This window comes from Streptomyces sindenensis, assembly GCF_014649035.1.
GTDB lineage: Bacteria > Actinomycetota > Actinomycetes > Streptomycetales > Streptomycetaceae > Streptomyces > Streptomyces sindenensis.
In genome coordinates this window covers 17,409-36,031 of sequence record NZ_BMSG01000009.1, presented here as the reverse complement: position 1 = coordinate 36,031, position 18,623 = coordinate 17,409, and the positions used below count along the sequence as shown (strand labels likewise).

The 18,623-nt window shown below is 74.4% G+C and carries 11 protein-coding genes; 8 read left to right on the top strand and 3 right to left on the bottom strand.

Going from position 1 to position 18,623, the window contains the following annotated elements:
• The first annotated feature begins 25 nt into the window (after positions 1 to 25).
• Positions 26 to 1,525 carry an SCO1417 family PLP biosynthesis transcription factor gene (locus IE145_RS12855; protein ID WP_189521059.1) on the top strand — a complete coding sequence of 500 codons (1,500 nt, stop codon included), beginning with the start codon at positions 26 to 28 and terminating at the stop codon, positions 1,523 to 1,525.
• Positions 1,526 to 1,605: 80 nt separating this feature from the next.
• On the opposite strand, the gene IE145_RS12850 is transcribed toward IE145_RS12855, so the two are convergent.
• The gene (locus IE145_RS12850; RefSeq protein ID WP_189521058.1) at positions 1,606 to 3,276 is read right to left on the bottom strand and encodes a hypothetical protein; all 1,671 of its coding nucleotides are present in this window, start codon (positions 3,274 to 3,276) and stop codon (positions 1,606 to 1,608) included.
• Positions 3,277 to 3,313: 37 nt separating this feature from the next.
• Positions 3,314 to 3,508, bottom strand: coding sequence for a hypothetical protein (locus tag IE145_RS12845; protein WP_006123109.1), 195 nt, complete (start codon positions 3,506 to 3,508; stop codon positions 3,314 to 3,316).
• Positions 3,509 to 3,838: 330 nt separating this feature from the next.
• On the opposite strand from IE145_RS12845, the gene IE145_RS12840 reads away from it, so the two are divergent.
• From IE145_RS12840 to IE145_RS12810, 7 genes are all read left to right on the top strand, one after another.
• A complete protein-coding gene (locus IE145_RS12840; RefSeq protein ID WP_189521057.1) occupies positions 3,839 to 4,231 on the top strand; it encodes an ankyrin repeat domain-containing protein in 393 nt (130 codons plus the stop codon).
• Between the two features lie 290 nt (positions 4,232 to 4,521).
• Positions 4,522 to 5,940, top strand: a complete 1,419-nt coding sequence (locus IE145_RS12835; RefSeq protein WP_189521056.1) for a HEAT repeat domain-containing protein — start codon at positions 4,522 to 4,524, stop codon at positions 5,938 to 5,940.
• A 57-nt stretch (positions 5,941 to 5,997) separates the two neighbouring features.
• Complete coding sequence (locus IE145_RS12830; protein WP_189521055.1) at positions 5,998 to 6,570, top strand: DUF4240 domain-containing protein; 573 nt, start codon at positions 5,998 to 6,000, stop codon at positions 6,568 to 6,570.
• A gap of 95 nt (positions 6,571 to 6,665) precedes the next feature.
• On the top strand, positions 6,666 to 10,286 hold the full coding sequence (locus tag IE145_RS12825) for a hydantoinase B/oxoprolinase family protein (protein WP_189521054.1): 3,621 nt from the start codon (positions 6,666 to 6,668) through the stop codon (positions 10,284 to 10,286).
• 115 nt (positions 10,287 to 10,401) lie between these two features.
• The gene (locus IE145_RS12820; RefSeq protein ID WP_189521053.1) at positions 10,402 to 11,931 is read left to right on the top strand and encodes a hypothetical protein; all 1,530 of its coding nucleotides are present in this window, start codon (positions 10,402 to 10,404) and stop codon (positions 11,929 to 11,931) included.
• A gap of 100 nt (positions 11,932 to 12,031) precedes the next feature.
• The gene (locus tag IE145_RS12815; protein WP_189521052.1) at positions 12,032 to 13,003 is read left to right on the top strand and encodes a hypothetical protein; all 972 of its coding nucleotides are present in this window, start codon (positions 12,032 to 12,034) and stop codon (positions 13,001 to 13,003) included.
• A 67-nt stretch (positions 13,004 to 13,070) separates the two neighbouring features.
• A complete protein-coding gene (locus IE145_RS12810; RefSeq protein ID WP_189521051.1) occupies positions 13,071 to 17,861 on the top strand; it encodes a hypothetical protein in 4,791 nt (1,596 codons plus the stop codon).
• Between the two features lie 81 nt (positions 17,862 to 17,942).
• Here IE145_RS12810 and IE145_RS12805 read toward each other — a convergent pair whose 3' ends face one another.
• The gene (locus IE145_RS12805) at positions 17,943 to 18,296 is read right to left on the bottom strand and encodes a hypothetical protein (RefSeq protein WP_189521268.1); all 354 of its coding nucleotides are present in this window, start codon (positions 18,294 to 18,296) and stop codon (positions 17,943 to 17,945) included.
• Positions 18,297 to 18,623: the final 327 nt, after the last annotated feature.

The following is an 18,623-nucleotide window of genomic DNA, read 5'->3' as shown; positions in this document are numbered from 1 at the left end:
ATTCGAGGAAGGTGGACTGATTTCGATGGCGCAGTGGACATCGACGGTCGGAGCGGCCCAGCTCGCCCGGCAGCTCCGGTCACAACAGGCCCGGCCCACCGGCCCCGGCGGCCGCAAGCCGCCCGCGTACCGCGCGCTCGCCGACGGCGTACGGCTGCTCGTCCTGGAAGGCCGCGTTCCGGTCGCCGCCCGGCTCCCCGCCGAACGCGAACTGGCCCTCGCCCTGTCCGTGAGCCGTACGACCGTCGCCGCCGCCTATGAGGCCCTGCGCGCCGAAGGCTTCCTGGAGTCCCGGCGCGGCGCGGGCAGCTGGACCGCCGTCCCGGCCGGCAACCCGCTGCCCGCCCGCGGCCTCGAACCGCTGCCCCCGGAGTCGCTCGGCTCGATGATCGACCTGGGCTGCGCGGCCCTTCCCGCGCCCGAGCCCTGGCTGACCCGGGCGGTCCAGGGGGCGCTGGAGGAGCTGCCGCCGTACGCCCACACGCACGGTGACTACCCGGCCGGGCTGCCCGTCCTGCGCGGGATGATCGCCGACCGCTACACCGCCCTCGGTATCCCGACCATGCCCGAACAGATCATGGTCACCACCGGCGCGATGGGCGCCATCGACGCGATCTGTCATCTCTTCGCCGGCCGCGGTGAACGCATCGCGGTCGAGTCCCCCAGCTATGCCAACATCCTCCAGCTGATGCGCGAGACCGGTGCCCGCCTCGTCCCGGTCGCGATGCAGGAGGGGCTCGGCGGCTGGGACATGAACCGCTGGCGCCAGGTGCTGCGGGACGCCGCGCCCCGGCTCGCCTATGTGGTCGCCGACTTCCACAACCCCACCGGCGCGCTCGCCGACGAGCAGCAGCGCCGCGATCTGGTGGAGGCGGCCCGGTCCGCCGGAACGGTCCTGGTCGTCGACGAGACCATGAACGAACTCCGCCTGGACGCCGACCTCGACATGCCGCGCCGGGTCTGCGCCTTCGACCCGGCCGGCAGCACGGTCCTGACCGTCGGATCGGCCAGCAAGGCCTTCTGGGCCGGTATGCGCATCGGCTGGGTGCGCGCGGCCCCGGACGTCATCCGCAGCCTGGTCGCCGCCCGCGCCTACGCCGACATGGGCACGCCCGTCCTGGAACAGCTCGCCATCAACTGGCTCATGGGCACCGGCGGCTGGGAACAGGCGGTCGAGGTCCGGCGGGGCCAGGCGCGGGAGAACCGGGACGCCCTGGTCGCGGCGGTCCGCCGGGAGCTGCCGGACTGGGAGTTCACCGTGCCGCGCGGCGGGCTGACGCTCTGGGTGCGCACCGGGGGCATCTCCGGTTCGCGGCTGGCCGTGGCGGGCGAACGCGTCGGCGTCCGCGTGCCGTCGGGCCCCCGCTTCGGGGTCGACGGGGCCTTCGAGGGATACGTACGGCTGCCGTTCACGGTGAGCGGGCCGGTCGCCGACGAGGCGGCCGTACGGCTGGCCGCGGCGGTCGACCTGGTGCGCTCCGGGGCGGGTGTGGGGGCCGACGCCCCGCGCTCCTTCGTGGCCTGAGGGCCGGTACGGCAAGACGGCGGGCGGGGAGCGGACCATCAGGCCCGCTCCCCGCCCGCCGTGCCGTCCGTGTGCGCCGCTCAGCTTTCGGCGCCGGCCGGCTGCGCCTTCGCCAGCGGCTCGGACGGCCGGGCCTCGGCGACCATCGCCTCCACCGGAACGGCCGTCGTCTCCGCCGCCACGGGCACCGGTGCCGTCGCCGGGCCCTCGTCGTCGGGCTCCCGCACGGGCGCCGCCTCGACCGGGTCGCCCCGGCCGGGCAGCAGGCCGAGCACGGCCTGCCGGTGCGCGTCGCTCGTGGCGTCGTCGTAGGGGTCCGGGGTGGCGGGCACCTGGAGCCGGAGGACCGGGCCCGCGCCGAGCCGGACATAGCCGCGGCCCGCGGGGACCTCGGGCGGGGGAGTGGTGTGCGGCCCGGTGCCGAGGACGGCCTCGATCTGCTCGGGCGAGGCCGGTCCGAGGACGGCGCGGGCCCGGGTGTGGGTCCGGACGGGCTCGGTGAGGGTGTCCAGCGCGTCGAACTGCTCGGCCAGGACGACGGTGACCTGGGCCGCCCGGCCGTGCCGCAGCGGGATCCGGAGCAGCTCCTGCGGGTCGGGCCTGCCGTCGGCCGCCGCCAGATGGCCGAGGACGCCGGGGCGGTCGAGCAGGATCCACAGCGGGCGGCGGATGTCCTCCGGCGCCGGGCGGCCGCTCTGCCGGGCCAGGTTGGCGGTGATCAGGCGGCGCTCCGTCTCGTGCGCCGCCCACTCCAGCGTGGCCAGCGTTCCGCCGAGCCCGGACTCCACGGCGAGGACGCCGTCGCGGCCGGTGAGAGCGGCGTACTCGCCGGTCCCGCCGCCGTCGACGATGATCACGTCACCGTTCTGGAGGGCCTGCAGGGCGATCGAGCGGAGCAGGGTCGTGGTGCCGCCGCCGGGCTGGCCCACGGCCAGCAGATGCGGTTCGGTGGAGCGGCCGCCGGTCCGCCAGACGACGGGCGAGGCGTCCACCGTCGTGTCGCCGTCGAGCACGGGGACGGTGCGCGAGACGGAGTGCGGATCGGTGAAGCCGAGGACCGTCTCGCCGGGGGCGGTGACGAAGCGCTGGGCCGCGACCGTCGTGGAGAGGGCGTCCAGCACGGTCAGAACGAGGCGGTTGGCCTCCTCGTCCCAGCCGAAGTGGTACTCGCGGCCCCGGCCGGACTTGGTGTGGAGCAACTGCTCGATCCGGGCGCGGGCGGCGGGGTCGCCGTCCATGAAGTACGCGGGGTAGGAGATCCGGAGGCTCGTGAGCCGCCCGTCCTGGTCGAAGGCGTACTGGTCGAAGGCCTTCGACCAGTCGCCGCCGTGCGCGAACAGCGGATCGGGGTCGTCGGCCGTGGAGAAGTACGGTACGAGCGCCTCGTACAGGGACCGCAGTCGCGCGGTCTCCGACTCGTCGGGCCCGGTCCGCACGGGGGTCCGCTCCCGCCCCTTCCACGCGGCGGCGCCCATCACCGTGATCAGGGCCAGGATCGGCCCGTACGGGACGAGCGCCATCACCAGCACGCAGGCCGCGGCGAGGAACAGCTTGGGACCACGCCGTTCCTTGGGAGTGGCGATCCACTTCTGCCGGCCGGAGACGGCCAGCAGCCGCAGTCCGCGGACCACCGTGATCAGCGGATGGAGGACGTCGGTGGCACTGTCGGCGGCCGTGCGCGCGATCTCTCTGCTGCGAGTGATCGAAGCGCTGCCGCTGCTCAGAATGCGGGGGAGTGGTCGCCGGGCCACGTCGGTCTCCTGAAGGGGTGGGAGCGGTTGCGGAGCGTCAGAACTTGATCCCGCCCAGCAGGCCGGCGAGGCTCGCCCCGCCCGCCGTGATGCTCGGGGCGATGGCGGTGCCGGCCAGGTAGAAGCCGAACAGGGCGCAGACGATGGCGTGGGAGGCCTTGAGCCCGTCCTTCTTGAAGAACAGGAAGACGATGATGGCGAGCAGGACCACGCCCGAGATGGAAAGGATCATGAGCGGTTCTCTCCTGGTTGAAGGGGACAGTCACCATGAGTCCTTCCAGGATCACGAGAAGTATCTATACGACAAAAGGTGCAATCGAGTGAATATCCTGCGCTTTCACTTGACTGGCTCACAGAAGTCGGCCCCCGGGGAGCGGCATCACCCGGTCCGTGCCGGGCAGGATCAGCCGCGGTGATCCCTTGCCGTATCCGGGCCGGGTCATGTCGGCCCGGGAGCAGTACCCTGTCGATTCACTCGTACGGCCCCCGCCGTACTCCCCACCAGGTCAACCACGGCGCTGAGCAGCCGTGGCGGCAGTCAAAGGAAGGCGGCTCCGTCCCGATGAGCGAAACCCCCGATCCCGAGGTGGTCGAGCTGGCGACCAAGGTCTTCGACCTGGCCCGCACCGGCGACACCGAGGCCCTCACCGCGTACGTCGAGGCCGGAGTCCCCGCCAACCTCACCAACGACCGGGGCGACACGCTCCTGATGCTCGCCGCCTACCACGGGCACGCCGCCGCGGTCGCCGCCCTCGTCGCCCGCGACGCCGACCCGGACCGGGCCAACGACCGGGGCCAGACCCCGCTGGCCGGAGCCGTCTTCAAGGGCGAGGACGCCGTCATCGACGCCCTGCTCGCCGCCGGCGCCGACCCGGCCGCCGGAACACCGTCCGCGCTGGACACGGCCCGGATGTTCGGCAAGTCCGACCTGCTGGAACGCTTCGGTGCGCGGTGAGACGCCGGCGGGGGCGCCGCTGGGCGCGTCCGCCGTGGGCTTCGCTGACCGGTCCGTCGTAAATGTGGTCGCGGTGGCGAAATGGCTGGGTCATCATGACGTCGCGGGCCCGCTCAGGGCCACCGACGAGAGGCAGAGGAAGATGCTCTACACCAGGCGAAAGACGGCGGTCGGCCGATCATGTCACTGCGCGGCGTAACGGTGTCCCCCCGGACATCCCCACGTGCCGAGAGGCACGGGGCACTGCACAGTCCCGGTTGCGTCGACAGCTTGATGTGAGGCTTTCTCCCATGTTCGATCCGTTCATAGCGCCGAGCGGCACCCTGCTCGGCCTGCTGCAGAGGGGCCGCGGCGACGGCACGCTCCACGCGCTCGCCGCACCGCGCCCCGAGGCCCTCGCGGCCCTCAACCACTGCGTCGTGAGCGACCCCCGCCACGACTGGCAGGTGGAGAACCGCTCCCTCTACTACGCGCGCCTCTACCTCGACCTCGACGGCGGTATCGAGGAGATCGAGCGGCACCTGGCCGATCCCGACGACCACATCGATACCGACGACTCCCGGACCGGTCTGGCGCTCTCCGTCCTCGGCCACCTCGCCTCCTACGGACGCGACGACGCCCTGGCCCTCCTCCGCCGCTACGCGACGACCGGCGCCAACTGGGCCTGGGCCCTGGACGAACTGGCCCTGCGCGACGACGACGCCGGCCTGCGCTCCCTCGCGCTGCCCGTCCTCGCCCGCTTCCCGGCCACCGACCAGGGCGCGGCCGACCTCGCCGCCGCCGTACGCGACTCCTTCGAGCCGCGGCCCTGGCGGCTGTGGGCCGACGATCCGCGCGAAGCGGTCGGCGCCCGCGTCCGGGCCGCCGGCGAACAGGGCTCGTTCGACCGATGGCAGCGCCAGATGCGCCCCGGGGGGCCCCGCCCCGGCTGGAGCGTCCAGGCCGTCTTCGACTGGGCCCAGCAGGCCCTGGAACGCGGCAGCGAACTGCACGTCCCCGCGGCCCGCTGCCTCACCGCCGTCGCCGGACCCGACGACCTTCCCCAGATCGTCGAGGCCGCCCGCCGCGGCCCGGAAGGCGCCCGCTGTGCCGCCCTGCACTACCTCGCGGAGGCCGGCGAACCCGCTGTCCTCGACCTCATCGAGGCCGCCGCCCTCAGCCCCTCCCGCACCGTCGCTCACGCGGCCATCGCCGCCTTCGAGCGGATGACCGGCGACGCCGCCGTCGAGCGGGCCCGGCGGTGGGCCCGCCGCCCCGACGCTCTCGGCGCCTCCGCCTCCGGAGTGCTCGCCTGCCGAGGCACCGCCCAGGACGCTCCCCAAGTCCTCGGCGCGCTCCGGGAGGCCGTACGCGGCGACGGACCCGACGCACCCCGGCTGTGGACCCTCGTCGACGGAGCCGGCCGCCTCGGCATCGCCTGCGCCGCCCCCGTCCTGCGCCACGTCTACCGCGAGACGTCCTCCTCGCACCTGCGGGGCCGGGCCGCCCGCGCCCTGGCCGCCACCGACCCGTCCTTCGCGACCGGATTCGCGGTGGAGTGCCTCTGGGACTGTGAGGAGACCACCCGCGAGGTGGCCGCCCTGCACGCCGAGACCGGCGACATCCGCGTCGCCGAACGACTGCGCCGCCTCGCCGCCGACCCGGCCGAGGAGGCCGAGGTCCAGACGGCGGTGCGCAGCCGGATCGGGCCGGACGCGTCGGCCGTCTGACCGCACGGGTTCTTTGGGAGGAGGGTCGCTGTCAGACCCTCCTCCTAGGCTTTTCCCATGGACGACAACGAGTGGTGGGGGCTCGTCGAACGGGCTCGCGAGGTGGCCGGGGACCGGGCGGACGACCGGGACGCGCCCGACGATCCGCTGCCGGGCGCGCTGACGGACGTGCTCGCCGCCCTGGAGCCGGAACGGATAGCGGCGTTCGCGGTCACGGCGGTGCAGGTGACCGATTCCGCCTACCGGTGGCCCCTCTGGAACGCGGCCCACCTCATCGAGGGCGGCTGCGGCGACGACGGCTTCATGGACTTCCGCGACGGGCTCGCCCTGCTCGGCCGGGAGACCTTCACCCGCGCGGTCGCCGATCCCGATTCGCTGGCCGCCCTGCCGGTGGTGGTCCGGATGGGCCGCGGCGAGCGCGGGTGGATCGGATACGAGTCGCTGAGCGCGCCGGTGACCGAGGCGTACCGGCGCGTCCGGGGCGAGACCGACTCGCTCGCCGCGGCGGTGGAGGCGGCGCTGCGCGAGCGGATACGCCCGGCGGCACCGGAGGGCGAGAGCTGGGACGCCGAGGACGACGAGGCGAACCGCAGGCACCTGCCCCGGCTGGCCGCGCTCTTCCCGGACTGAGGTCCGGACTGAGACCCGGACTGAGGCCCGGACTGAGGGCTCCCGGACGGCTTCCCGCCCCTGCGAGGTCAGGGGCGCGGGCACAGAATGGCGCCATGACCGGACGCTGGGAGTTCTGGATCGACCGGGGCGGCACCTTCACCGACATCGTGGGCCGCCGTCCCGACGGCCGGCTGATCACCCGCAAGCTCCTCTCCCACGACCCCGGCCGGTACGACGACGCCGCCGTCGCCGGAATCCGGCTGCTCCTCGGCCTTGATTCCGGCGAACCGGTGCCGGCCGACCGGGTCGCCGCCGTCCGGATGGGCACCACCGTCGCCACCAACGCCCTGCTGGAGAGGCACGGAGAGCCGACCGTCCTGCTGATCACCGAGGGCTTCCGGGACGCGCTGCGGATCGCGTACCAGAACCGTCCGCGCCTCTTCGACCGGCACATCGTCCTGCCCGAGACCGTCCACGAGCGCGTGATCGAGGTCCCCGAACGCATCGACGCCCACGGCCGCACCGTACGGCCCCTGGAGCTCGACCCCGTACGCCGACAATTGCGCGTCGCCCACGCCGACGGCCTGCGCAGCGCCGCCGTCGTCCTGATGCACGGCTACCGCCACCCCGACCACGAACGGGCCGTCGCCGAGGCGGCCCGGGAGGCGGGCTTCACCCAGGTCAGCAGCTCCCACGAGGTCAGCCCGCTGATCAGGCTCGTCCCCCGCGGCGACACCACGGTCGTCGACGCCTATCTCTCACCCGTCCTCGGCCGGTACGTCGACGAGGTCGCCGCCCGCCTGGACGGGATCCGGCTGATGTTCCTCCAGTCCAACGGGGGCCTGCGCGAAGCCGCCCGCTTCCGCGGCAAGGACGCCGTCCTCTCCGGACCGGCCGGAGGCGTCGTCGGCATGGTCCGCACCTCGCAGCAGGCCGGCCACGACCGGGTCATCGGCTTCGACATGGGCGGCACCTCCACCGATGTGTCGCACTACGCCGGGGAGTTCGAACGCGAGCTGGGAACGCAGGTCGCCGGGGTCCGGATGCGTGCCCCGATGATGAGCATCCACACCGTCGCGGCCGGCGGCGGCTCCGTCCTGCACTTCGACGGCAGCCGCTACCGCGTCGGCCCCGACTCGGCCGGCGCCGACCCAGGCCCCGCCTCCTACCGCCGGGGCGGCCCCCTCACCGTCACCGACGCCAACGTGATGCTCGGCCGTGTCCAGCCCGCCCACTTCCCGGCCGTCTTCGGCACGGACGGCGACCTTCCGCTCGACGCCGACCACGTACGCGAGCGGTTCACCGAGCTCGCCGACGAGGTGGGGCGCGCCACCGGACGAAAGCCGGACGAGGCCGAGGTGGCGGCGGGCTTCCTGGAGATCGCCGTGCTCAACATGGCCAACGCCGTCAAGAAGATCTCCGTGCAGCGCGGCCACGACGTCACCCGCTACGCCCTCACCGGCTTCGGCGGCGCGGGCGGCCAGCACGTCTGCGCGGTCGCCGACGCGCTGGGCATCGACACCGTCCTCGTGCCCCCGCTCGCCGGGGTGCTCTCCGCCTACGGCATCGGCCTGGCCGACGCGACCGCGATGCGCGAGCAGTCGGTGGAGGAACAGCTCGACGCGGCCTGCCGGGAGCGGGTCGAGCGGCTCTGCGCCGAGCTGGCCGACCGTACCCGCGAAGCCCTGCGCGCCGACGGAGTGCCCGAATCCGCGATCACCACCCGGGCCCGGGTCCTGCTGCGGTACGCGGGGACGGACGCGGCGCTGCCGGTGGACCAGGACACGGAGGCCGCCATGGCCGAGGCCTTCGCCGCCGCCCACCGGGCCCGGTTCGGCTTCACCATGGACAAGCCCGTCGTCGTCGAGACGGTCTCGGTGGAAGCCACCGGGGCCACGGACACCACGAGGACCGCCGGCGCGACCGACGGCACCGGGCCCGTCACCGACTCCGGCCCCCACGACGCCCGGCTGCGTCCGGCCGACACCGTGGACCTGTACGCCGAGGGCCGGTGGCAGCGCGCCCCGCTCCACCGGCGGGCGGATCTGCCCGCCGGCACCGCAGTCACCGGGCCCGCGATCGTCGCCGAGGACGACGCCACCACCGTCGTCGACCCCGGCTGGCAGGCCGAAGCGGCCCCCACCGGCCATCTCGTCCTCACCCGCGGCACCCCCCGCCCCGAGCGCACCGCCGTCGGCACCCGCGTCGACCCGGTGATGCTGGAGGTCTTCAACAACCTCTTCATGTCCATCGCCGAGCAGATGGGCGTCCGCCTGGAGAACACCGCCCACTCCGTCAACATCAAGGAACGCCTCGACTTCTCCTGCGCCCTGTTCGACGCCGAGGGCAACCTCATCGCCAACGCTCCGCACATCCCGGTCCATCTCGGCTCCATGGGGGAGTCCATCAAGGAGGTGCTCCGGCGCAACGAGGACACCCTGCGCCCCGGCGACGTGTACGCCGTCAACGACCCGTACCACGGCGGCACCCATCTGCCCGACGTCACCGTGGTCACGCCCGTGTTCGAGGAGGGGAAGCTCCGGTTCCTGGTCGCCTCGCGCGGCCACCACGCCGAGATCGGCGGCATCACCCCCGGCTCCATGCCCGCCTTCAGCCGGACGATCCACGAGGAGGGCGTCCTCTTCGACAACTGGCTGCTCGTCCGCGACGGCCGGCTGCGCGAGGAGGAGACCCGCGACCTGCTCTCCTCCGCCCCGTACCCGTCCCGCTCCCCGGACACCAACCTCGCCGACCTGCGCGCCCAGATCGCCGCCAACGAGAAGGGCATCGCCGAACTGCGACGCATGACCGACCAGTTCGGGGCCGACGTCGTGGACGCCTACATGGGCCACGTCCAGGACAACGCAGAGGAGTCCGTACGCCGCATCGTCGCCGGACTCCACGACGGCCACTGCCGCTACGAGACCGACAGCGGGGCCGTGATCCAGGTCCGTCTCACCGTGGACCGGGGCGCCCGCAGCGCCCACCTCGACTTCACCGGAACCTCCCCCCAGCAGCCCGGCAACGCCAACGCGCCCCGCTCCGTCGTCATGGCCGCCGTCCTCTACGTCTTCCGCACCCTCGTCGGAGCGGACATCCCGCTCAACAGCGGCTGCCTCAAGCCGCTGGACGTGACCATCCCGCCCGGCTCGATGCTCGACCCCAGCTATCCGGCGGCGACCGTCGCGGGCAACGTGGAGACCTCCCAGGCGGTCACCGGCGCCCTGTACGGGGCGATCGGCGGCCAGGCCGAGGGTTCGGGCACCATGAACAACCTCACCTTCGGCAACGACCACGTCCAGTACTACGAGACGATCGCCAGCGGCTCCGGAGCGGGGGACGGCTTCGACGGCGCCGACGCCGTACAGACCCATATGACCAACTCCCGGCTCACCGACCCCGAGATCCTGGAGTGGCGGCTGCCGGTGCGCCTGGAGTCCTTCGCCGTACGCCAGGACGGCGGGGGAGCGGGCCGGTGGCACGGCGGCCACGGCGTCGAGCGCCGCATCCGCTTCCTGGAACCCGTCACCATCGCCCTGCTCTCCGGCCATCGCCGGGTCCCGCCGTACGGAGCGGGCGGCGGGGAGCCGGGAGCGCTCGGGGAGCAGTACATCGAGCGGGAGGACGGCGAGGCCGTCCCGCTGGAGGGCTGCGACACCGCCGAACTGGAGGCCGGGGACGTGCTCGTGGTGCGCACACCGGGCGGCGGGGGGTACGGTCCGGCGCGGTCGTAGCCCTCGCACGGGACCGGTCGGGGGTACGGTCCGGCGCGGAGGTGGCCCTCGCACGGGACCGGTCGCATAAACGCCGTTTCGACCGTTGTCAGTGCGAGGACCTAATCTGTCCCACGTGACTTCGCCTGCCAACACGGACACCGCTGCGCCGCAGCTCAGCGCGGGGCCGCGGCCTGCCCCGGGCCCCGCCGCCGACGAGGGGCTCTCGCGGCGGCTGCGCGCCCTCGCGTGCACGGCGCCGCTGCACGACCTGGACGTCCGCAAGGCGAATCTGGCCGGCGAGTACACGGTGTACGCCATGGCGGAGGTCGCTCTCGCAGCGATCGACCACGTCACGCTCAACATGGACTTCGACACCGGGGCCGACCACGACCAGATAGTGGCCAGGCTGCTGCCCCGCGTCGCCGCCCAGGCCCCCGACCGCCCGGTCGCCGAGCACGAACGGGTCGCTCGCTGGGTCCTGGAGAACCTGATCAACGTCGGCAGTGTCGACCGCGGCTTCCGCGCCGTCTACGGCACCTTCAACACCGACGGCGTCTACGTCCGCCGCGACTACGACTTCAAGCTCATCGAGGAGGTCCCCGGCTACGGCGGCACGGTCTACCTCCGGGCCACCGACGAAGCGGTCAACGTCCTCGTCGGTGCGCTGGACACCGATGTCACCAGCGCCCAGATCGCCGCCGAGGTCAAGCTGGAGGTCCTGATCAGCCGGGGCCGCCTCGCCGACGCCCAGCTCGCCGCCGAACAGGCCCGCTACCGCACCGTGCAGTACGCCGAGACCCTGCGCCGCACCCTGGAGGCCACCCGGCGCAACGTCCGCGCCGTCGACTGGCTCCACACCGTCCCGGACATGATCGCCGAGGCCCTCGACCACGTGGCCGACCGCTACCGCCACGAGAACGCGATCCTCACCAACATCCGCAAGGCCCGCGACGAGGCCGAGGACCCCGAGCACAAGCGCCGGGCCGCCGAGCTCGTCGACATCGTCAAGGACTGCATCCGCCGCCACACGCAGCTCCAGTCCCGCCTGCTGGAGGCGGGCCCCCTCTTCCGCGCCGAGCAGGACCGCCAGGCCTTCGCACCGCCCGCCCCCCACGCGGGCCTCGATCTGTACGGGCAGCTCCTCGCCCCGCTCCTCCCGCTCCCCGTCGAAGAGTCCACCCGGGCCACCGACGCGTTCTTCGCCCACGGCACCGGGCTGCGCACCCCCACCTCCGTACGGATCGGGGACCTGGTCGACCTGCTGCTCACCCCGCCGCTGGAGCGCGAGCACCTGGGCGCGGAGATGCCGGAGCCCGACCTGATCGCCACCCCCGACGACAGCCGGTTCAGCGAGGAGCAGCTCGCCCGGGCCATGACCCTGCTCGACCTGGAGCACGACGCCCCGCGCCGGCTCTCCGGACTGCTCGCCGAGGCCCGCCGCACCGGCGACACCGACCTGCCGTACCTCGTCGCCCTGCTCGCCGTCCACGCCGCCAGCCCGCCGGTCGGCACCGCCTACCGCCAGGGCGAGCGGCGCCTGCTGTTCGCTGTGGACGACGGCGCGGAGCTGGACGACCCGGAGTTCGGCGGCGCCGACCTCATCGTGGGCACCGCGTTGCTGGACGCCGTCGGCATGGCCGCCGACCGCCAGGAGGCCTCGTGACCGGCCCCGCCCGCCCTGCGCCCCGCGCCCTGTCTTCCGTCCCGGCCGGCCCCGCCCGCCCTGTGCACCCGCACCACATCCGTACCGAGGAGTCCCAGCCGTGAGCGACCACGACGCCGAGCACACCGACGCGTGGACCGAGCCCTCCGCGCACGCCGGCCCCTCCACGACGTACGGGGCCCCCTCCACGACGTACGCGACCGACTCCGCGCACAGCTCGCCTCAGCCCGCCGAACCGGCCGGACAGCCCGCCGTCACCCCGGCCGACGCCGCCGACGCCGCCCGGCTCGTCTCCTTCGGGCTCCAGCCCAAGCTGCTGCCCGCCCGCGACGCCGAATACGCCGACCTGCTGCGGCGCTACCGGGAGGAGAGCGCCTTCGCCCGGCTCGCCGACGCCGTCGCCACCGGCCTCGGCCTCATCGTCCTGGAGGTCTCCCCGCGCGCCGGGATGGCCGTCACGGCGGGCGAGGACTCCGTCTTCGCCGTCCGCATGGGCGACTACGCCCGCCGCGCCTCCTCCGACGCCGCCGACCGCTTCCTGCACGGCCTCGCCCACCTCGCCGTCGCCGCCCTCGCCTTCCCCCGCCCCGAGGACCTCGCCGACGACGCCTACATCGGCCGCATCACGGTCAACGGCGTCGACGCCTTCGTACGCCAGGCCTGCCGGCGGCTGGAGGAGCGCGCCGAGGAACAGGGCGACAACACCGACCCCGCCAGCGACGCCCCCGGCCTCGAAGCCGGCTGGCGGATCTACGCCCGCCGCAGCTCCACCGGCGCCACCAAGGACGCCCGCCGACTCGCCGGATCCACCACCGGCATCATCGGCAAGGCCGTCGCCTTCCTCACCGACTCCGGCTTCCTCCAGCGCACCGGCGACGACGCGGGCGGCGCCTACCGCACCACCGCCCGCTACCAGCTCCAGGTCCGCGACCTGGCGGGCAGCGCCGCCATGGCCGAACTGCTGGAGCTCGGCGTCGTCCCCGTCAGCGACGGCTCCGCCACCCTGCTGCCGCCGCCCGACCCCGACAGCGTGGAGCTCGCCGCCGACGCGGGCCTGCCCTTCCACTCCTGACCCCCACCGGTCCGCACACCCCCCCGCCGCTCCACCCCCGCTCACCGAACGACGAGAGTCCGCCGCCATGTACGAGTTGTCCCGGGTCCGCCTCTACTCCATCGGGCCTGCCGGTGCGCGCTACGCCGACACCGTCCTCGACCTGCGCGGCGTCGGCGCACCCGTCCCCAACCCCGCCCCCGCCCAGGCGGAATTCTTCGAGGAGGAGCCGGTGGGCCCGCCCCGCCGCCCCGCGCCCGCGGGTGTCCTCTTCCTGGAGAACGGCGGCGGCAAGTCCGTCCTGCTGAAGCTGATCTTCTCGGTGATGCTCCCCGGCCACCGCAACACCCTCGGCGGGGCCAGCTCCGGCGTGCTGCGCAAGTTCCTCCTCGCCGACGACTGCGGGCACGTCGCCCTGGAGTGGCAGCACACCCTGACCGGTGAGTGCGTCGTCGTCGGCAAGGTCAGCGAGTGGCGGGGCCGCCAGGTCTCCAACGACCCGCGCAAGTTCGCCGAGGCCTGGTATTCGTTCCGCCCCGGCCCCGGGCTCAGCCTGGACAGCCTGCCCGTCGCCGAGGCCTCCGCCGTGGGCCGCCCCGCCGAAGGCGTCTCCGGCGCCCGCGGCAGGCGGCGCACCATGAAGGGCTTCCGCGACGCGCTGATGGACGCGGGCAAGTTCTACGCACACCTCGACGTGCACTGGGAAGAGATCCACGACCGCTGGAACGAACACCTCGGCGACCTCGGCCTCGACCCCGAACTCTTCCGCTACCAGCGCGAGATGAACGCCGACGAGGGCGAGGCCGCCGGCCTCTTCGCGGTGAAGAAGGACTCCGACTTCACCGACCTCCTGCTCCGCGCCGTCACCGACACCCGCGACACCGACGGACTCGCCGACCTGGTCAGCGGCTTCGGCAACAAACTGGGCCGCCGCGCCGAGCTGACCGCCGAGCGCGACTTCACCGCGGGCTCCGTCGACCTCCTCGGCCGGATCGTCGAGGCCACCGACGCCCGTGCCCGGGCCCGCGACATCCACGCCGGGGCCGAACGGCGCACCCGCACCCTGGCCCGCCGCCTCTCCGCCCGCGCCGCCGAGGAGCGCGGCCGCACCGCCGAGCTGGCCGAACGCGTCACCGCCGCCGCCCACACCGTCACCGAAGCCGAGTCCACCCGGGGCCGCCGCGCCCTGATCGCCGCCGAACTCGCCTACCGGCACGCCTCGCTGGCCCTGACCGCGGCCGAGAAGAGCGCCGCAGCCGGACGCAAGGAGCTGGTCGAGGCCCGCACCCTGCACTCCGCCTGGCAGGCCGCCGAAGCCGTCCTGCGCCACCGCGCCGCCGCCGACCGCTCCGCCAGGGTCGCCGCCGCCATCCGCGAGGCCGAACGCGACGCCGCCCCCGCCCTCGCCGCCCGCTCCGCCGCCGCCACCGACCTCGTCCGCGCCCTCCACAAGGCCGCCGAGGAGGGCGAACGCCTCGCCAACGAGGAGGAGGAGCGCTCCGACACCCTCCAGGCCACCGGCGAACGCGCCCACCGGGACGCCACGGTCGCCGCCACCGAGGCCCAGCGCGCCCGCAGCGAGGCCGGACACCTGCGCCAGCGCCTCGCCGAGGTCGGCCAGGAGACCGCCGAAGCCGTCCGGGCCGGCTGGCTCGACGACACCGCGCCCGACGCCGACCCCGCCCGCGCGGCCCTCGCCGCCAGCGACGCGGAACAGTCCGCCGTCGCCGCCTGGGACACCGCCCGCGAAGCCGCCCGCTCCGCCGCCGACACCGCCCGCGAGGCGGCCGCCGCCGAGAGCCGCGCCGAACTGGCCGCCGCCCGCGCCGCCGACGCGGCCAAGGCCGCGGAGCGGAGCTACGAGGACGAGTACCTGGCCGCCGCGTCGATCGCCGCCGACCCGCGCCTCGCGGATCTGCTCGGGCTGCCCTCGGGCACCGGCGTCCCGCACCCCCGCCGGGAGTCCGGCGACGAGGTGCCGGGCCCCGGCCAGGGCGCCGCCCGCACCACCCCCACCGGCGACGACGCCACGACGACCGGCCACCCGAGCGACGGCACCGGCACCGCACCCGACGCCTCCCCGGACCGCGCCGTCGCCCTCGCCGACCAGCCCGCCGCCCAGCAGCCCCTGACCGCCGAGGAGTTCGACCGCAGCGCCGACGAACTGCGCGACCTCCTCGACCAGTCCGTCACCGCCGCCGAGCGCCGCCTCTTCGACCTGCGCACCGCCGCCGCCGACGACGCCCGCATCCTCGGCGCGCTCGGCGAGGGCGGTCTGCTGCCGCCCGGTCCCGACGTCCTGGCCACCGTCGAGTATCTCGGCGAACACGGCATCCCCGCCCTGCCCGGCTGGCGCTACCTCGCCCAGGCCGTCGACCCGGCCGACCACGCCACCGTCCTCGCCGCCCGCCCCGAACTGGTCGACGGCGTCGTCATCACCGACCCCGACGCCCACACCCGCGCCCGCGAAGTTCTCGCCGGGGCGGCCCTGCTGCCCCGCTCGGCCGTAGCCGTCGGCACCGCCGCCGCTCTCCTCGCCCCCGTCCCGGCCCCCGGCACCGAGACCCCGGGCGACGGCGTCTTCCTCGTCCCGCCGAACCCGGCCATGCACGACGAACACGCCGCCGACGAGGAACGCCACGCGCTGCGCAGCCGCGCCGCCGCCCGCGACGAGGACATCAGGACGCTGGCCGCCCGCCTCTCCGGCGACCGCGCCCTCGCCTCCCGCATCGGCTCCTGGCGCGCCGACTGCCCGCCCGGCATGCTCGCCGAACTCGCCGAAGCCGCCGCCACCGCCCGTACGGCCGCGGAGAGCGCCGAAGCCGTCCTCGCCGAGGCCCGCACCGCCCGCGCCGAGGCCGACGAGGCCGCCGCCGACACCGCCCGGGTCCGCGACGAGCGCCAGGAGGCCGCCCAGCGGGCCCGGCGCGCCGCCGACGCCCTGGCAGGACTCGCCCACCGGCTCCGCGAACGCTCCGGATGGCAGGCCCGCCTGCGCGAACTGGTCGACGAGGCCGCCGAGTCCGAGGCCCGCGCCGCCGTCTGCCTCGACCTCGCCCGCGCCGCCGACGAGGACCGCCGCGCCGCCCAGCGCGCCGGGGACGACGCCCGCCGCACTGCCCGCGCCCTGCGGGCCGAGCGCGCCGAGATCGCCGGCGTCCCCGAAGTCCTCCCCGAGGAGGACGAGTCGAAGGCCCGCACCGCCCTGCCCACCCTGCGCGAGGCATACCGGGCCGCGTCCCAGCTGTACGAGAAGGTCGGCGTCGGCGCCGACCTGCGCGCCGAACAGGCCCGCGCCGAGAGCGACGAGAGCGCCGCCCTGGCCGAGCTGGACCGCCTCACCAACAAGGTCCGCACCCGCGCCGCCCAGCTCCTGGAAGGGACCGACGGAGCCGACGGCCCGTCCCGCCAGGCCGCCGCCGCCCGCGCCGAAGCGCACGTCCAGCTCCTGGAGACCCGGGCCTCCACCGCCAGCGAGCATCTGGGACGGCTGCGCGGCGAGGCCGAACGGCTCGCCCCCGACGACGACCGCCCCCACCACACCGAGCTCCCGGACGACCTGGTCCCGGCCGACGCCGAGAGCGCCCAGGCCCTCCTGCGTACCGCCAACGCCGAACTGGCCGACGCCACAGCCACCCTGGACACCGCCCGCGCCGCGCACAGCGAGCTGCTGCACGCCCACCGCACCGCCGAGGACTCCGCCGGCGGCTTCGACGAGACCGCGGCCCTCCTGCGCGACCTCCTGCGCGACCACGGCGCGGAGGAGGGCACCGAGGACCCCGACCCGTACCCCGGCACGCTGGAGGAGGCCCGGCAGTCCGCCGCCGAGTCCCGCCGCTCCCTGCGCGGCTGCAACGCCGACCTCTCGGCCGCCGAGAGCGCCGTCCGGGAAGCGAGCGACATCCTCGTCCGGCACGCCAACTCCACCCGGTACGAACAGGTCCGCACCCCCGCCCGCCAGCAGATCCGTGAACTGCCCGCCTCCGCCCTGCCCGAGCACGCCCGGAAGTGGGCCGACGCCTTCGCCCCCCGGCTGCGCGTCCTCACCGACGAGCTGGTCCAGCTGGAGCGCAACCGCGACTCGATCGTCGACCGGCTGCGCGGACTCGTCGAGTCGGCGCTCACCACCCTGCGCTCCGCCCAGCGGCTCTCCCAGCTCCCCGAAGGACTGGGGGAGTGGTCGGGTCAGGAATTCCTCCGCATCCGCTTCGAGGAACCCGACCAGGCCACCCTCACCGAACGCCTCGGCGAGGTCATCGACGAGGCCACCAGCGCCGCCCTCAAGAAGAACTCCGATCTGCGCCGCGACGGCATGTCCCTGCTGCTGCGGGGCGTCGAGGCGGCGTTGCGGCCCAAGGGCATCGCGGTGGAGATCCTGAAGCCGGACGCCGTGCTGCGCGCCGAGCGCGTACCGGTCGGGCAGATGGGCGACGTCTTCTCCGGCGGCCAGCTGCTCACCGCCGCCATCGCCCTCTACTGCACGATGGCGGCGCTGCGCAGCAACGACCGGGGCCGCGACCGCCACCGGCACGCGGGCACCCTGTTCCTCGACAACCCGATCGGCCGCGCCAACGCCACATATCTGCTGGAGCTCCAGCGGGCCGTGTCGGACGCGCTGGGCGTACAGCTGCTCTACACGACCGGTCTGTTCGACACGACCGCGCTCGCCGAATTCCCCCTCGTCATCCGGCTGCGCAACGACGCCGACCTGAGGGCCGGGCTGAAGTACATCAGTGTGGAGGAGCACCTGCGGCCCGGCCTGCCCCAGCAGGACCCGGAGGGCGAGAGCGTCCACGGCGAGATCACGGCGACCCGGATGTTCAAACGCAACGAGCAGCCCGCCGCCGAGCCCCCGGCCGCCCCGGGCCCCGAGGCGTAACCGCCGGGCCGGGAGCAGCCCGTGGCGGCCCGCCGGGCCCCGACGACGGCCGCTGGTCGTATCAGCGCGGGCAGTACCCCGTCAGGCGCGGGAGAGGCCGCCGGTGCTCCGGCGGCCGCGTATGCCACCGCCCGTGCCGTCCCGCTCGGCCGCCCGCTCGGCCCGGCGGGACCGGCGCCGCTCGCGACGTATCTGCCGGGCCGTGCTGCTCGGCACGGACACCACGCCGTTGCGCTGGTTCCACACCTGCCGGGTCACCCACACGTCGAGCACCGCCCAGGTGGCGACCACCGTGCTGGCCACACTGCTGAGCACCATCGGAAAGGCCAGCCAGGAGCCGGTCAGCGTGCTCAGAAAGGCGACCATCGCCTGGATGAGCGTCACCGACATGATCAGCACGGCGCGCACGGCGGCCGTCCGCACCGCATCGGGCATCCGCCGCTTCGAGGCAGGCTCCTCCACCCACAACTGCCTCGGGACCCGCGCCCCCTCCGCGGCCTCCGGCCGCGCGGCAGCCGATGCTGCGGCGCTCCCGCGTTCCTGCGTACTCAAGGTCTTCAACTCCCCGCCACTGTCCGACTTCAGGGTGGCTGCCCGGCTTGCGCCGGTTCTACGCGGGCGGAACACGTCCGTCCTGCCGCGCACGACCCCACCGTGCGTCTACCCAGTACATTTGGACGAACCACCCGTCCCGAAGATTCCCCAGGAAAAGCACGCGCAGGGCACAGAAGGTCACGGAGCGAAGAATTCCAGCCAACTGAT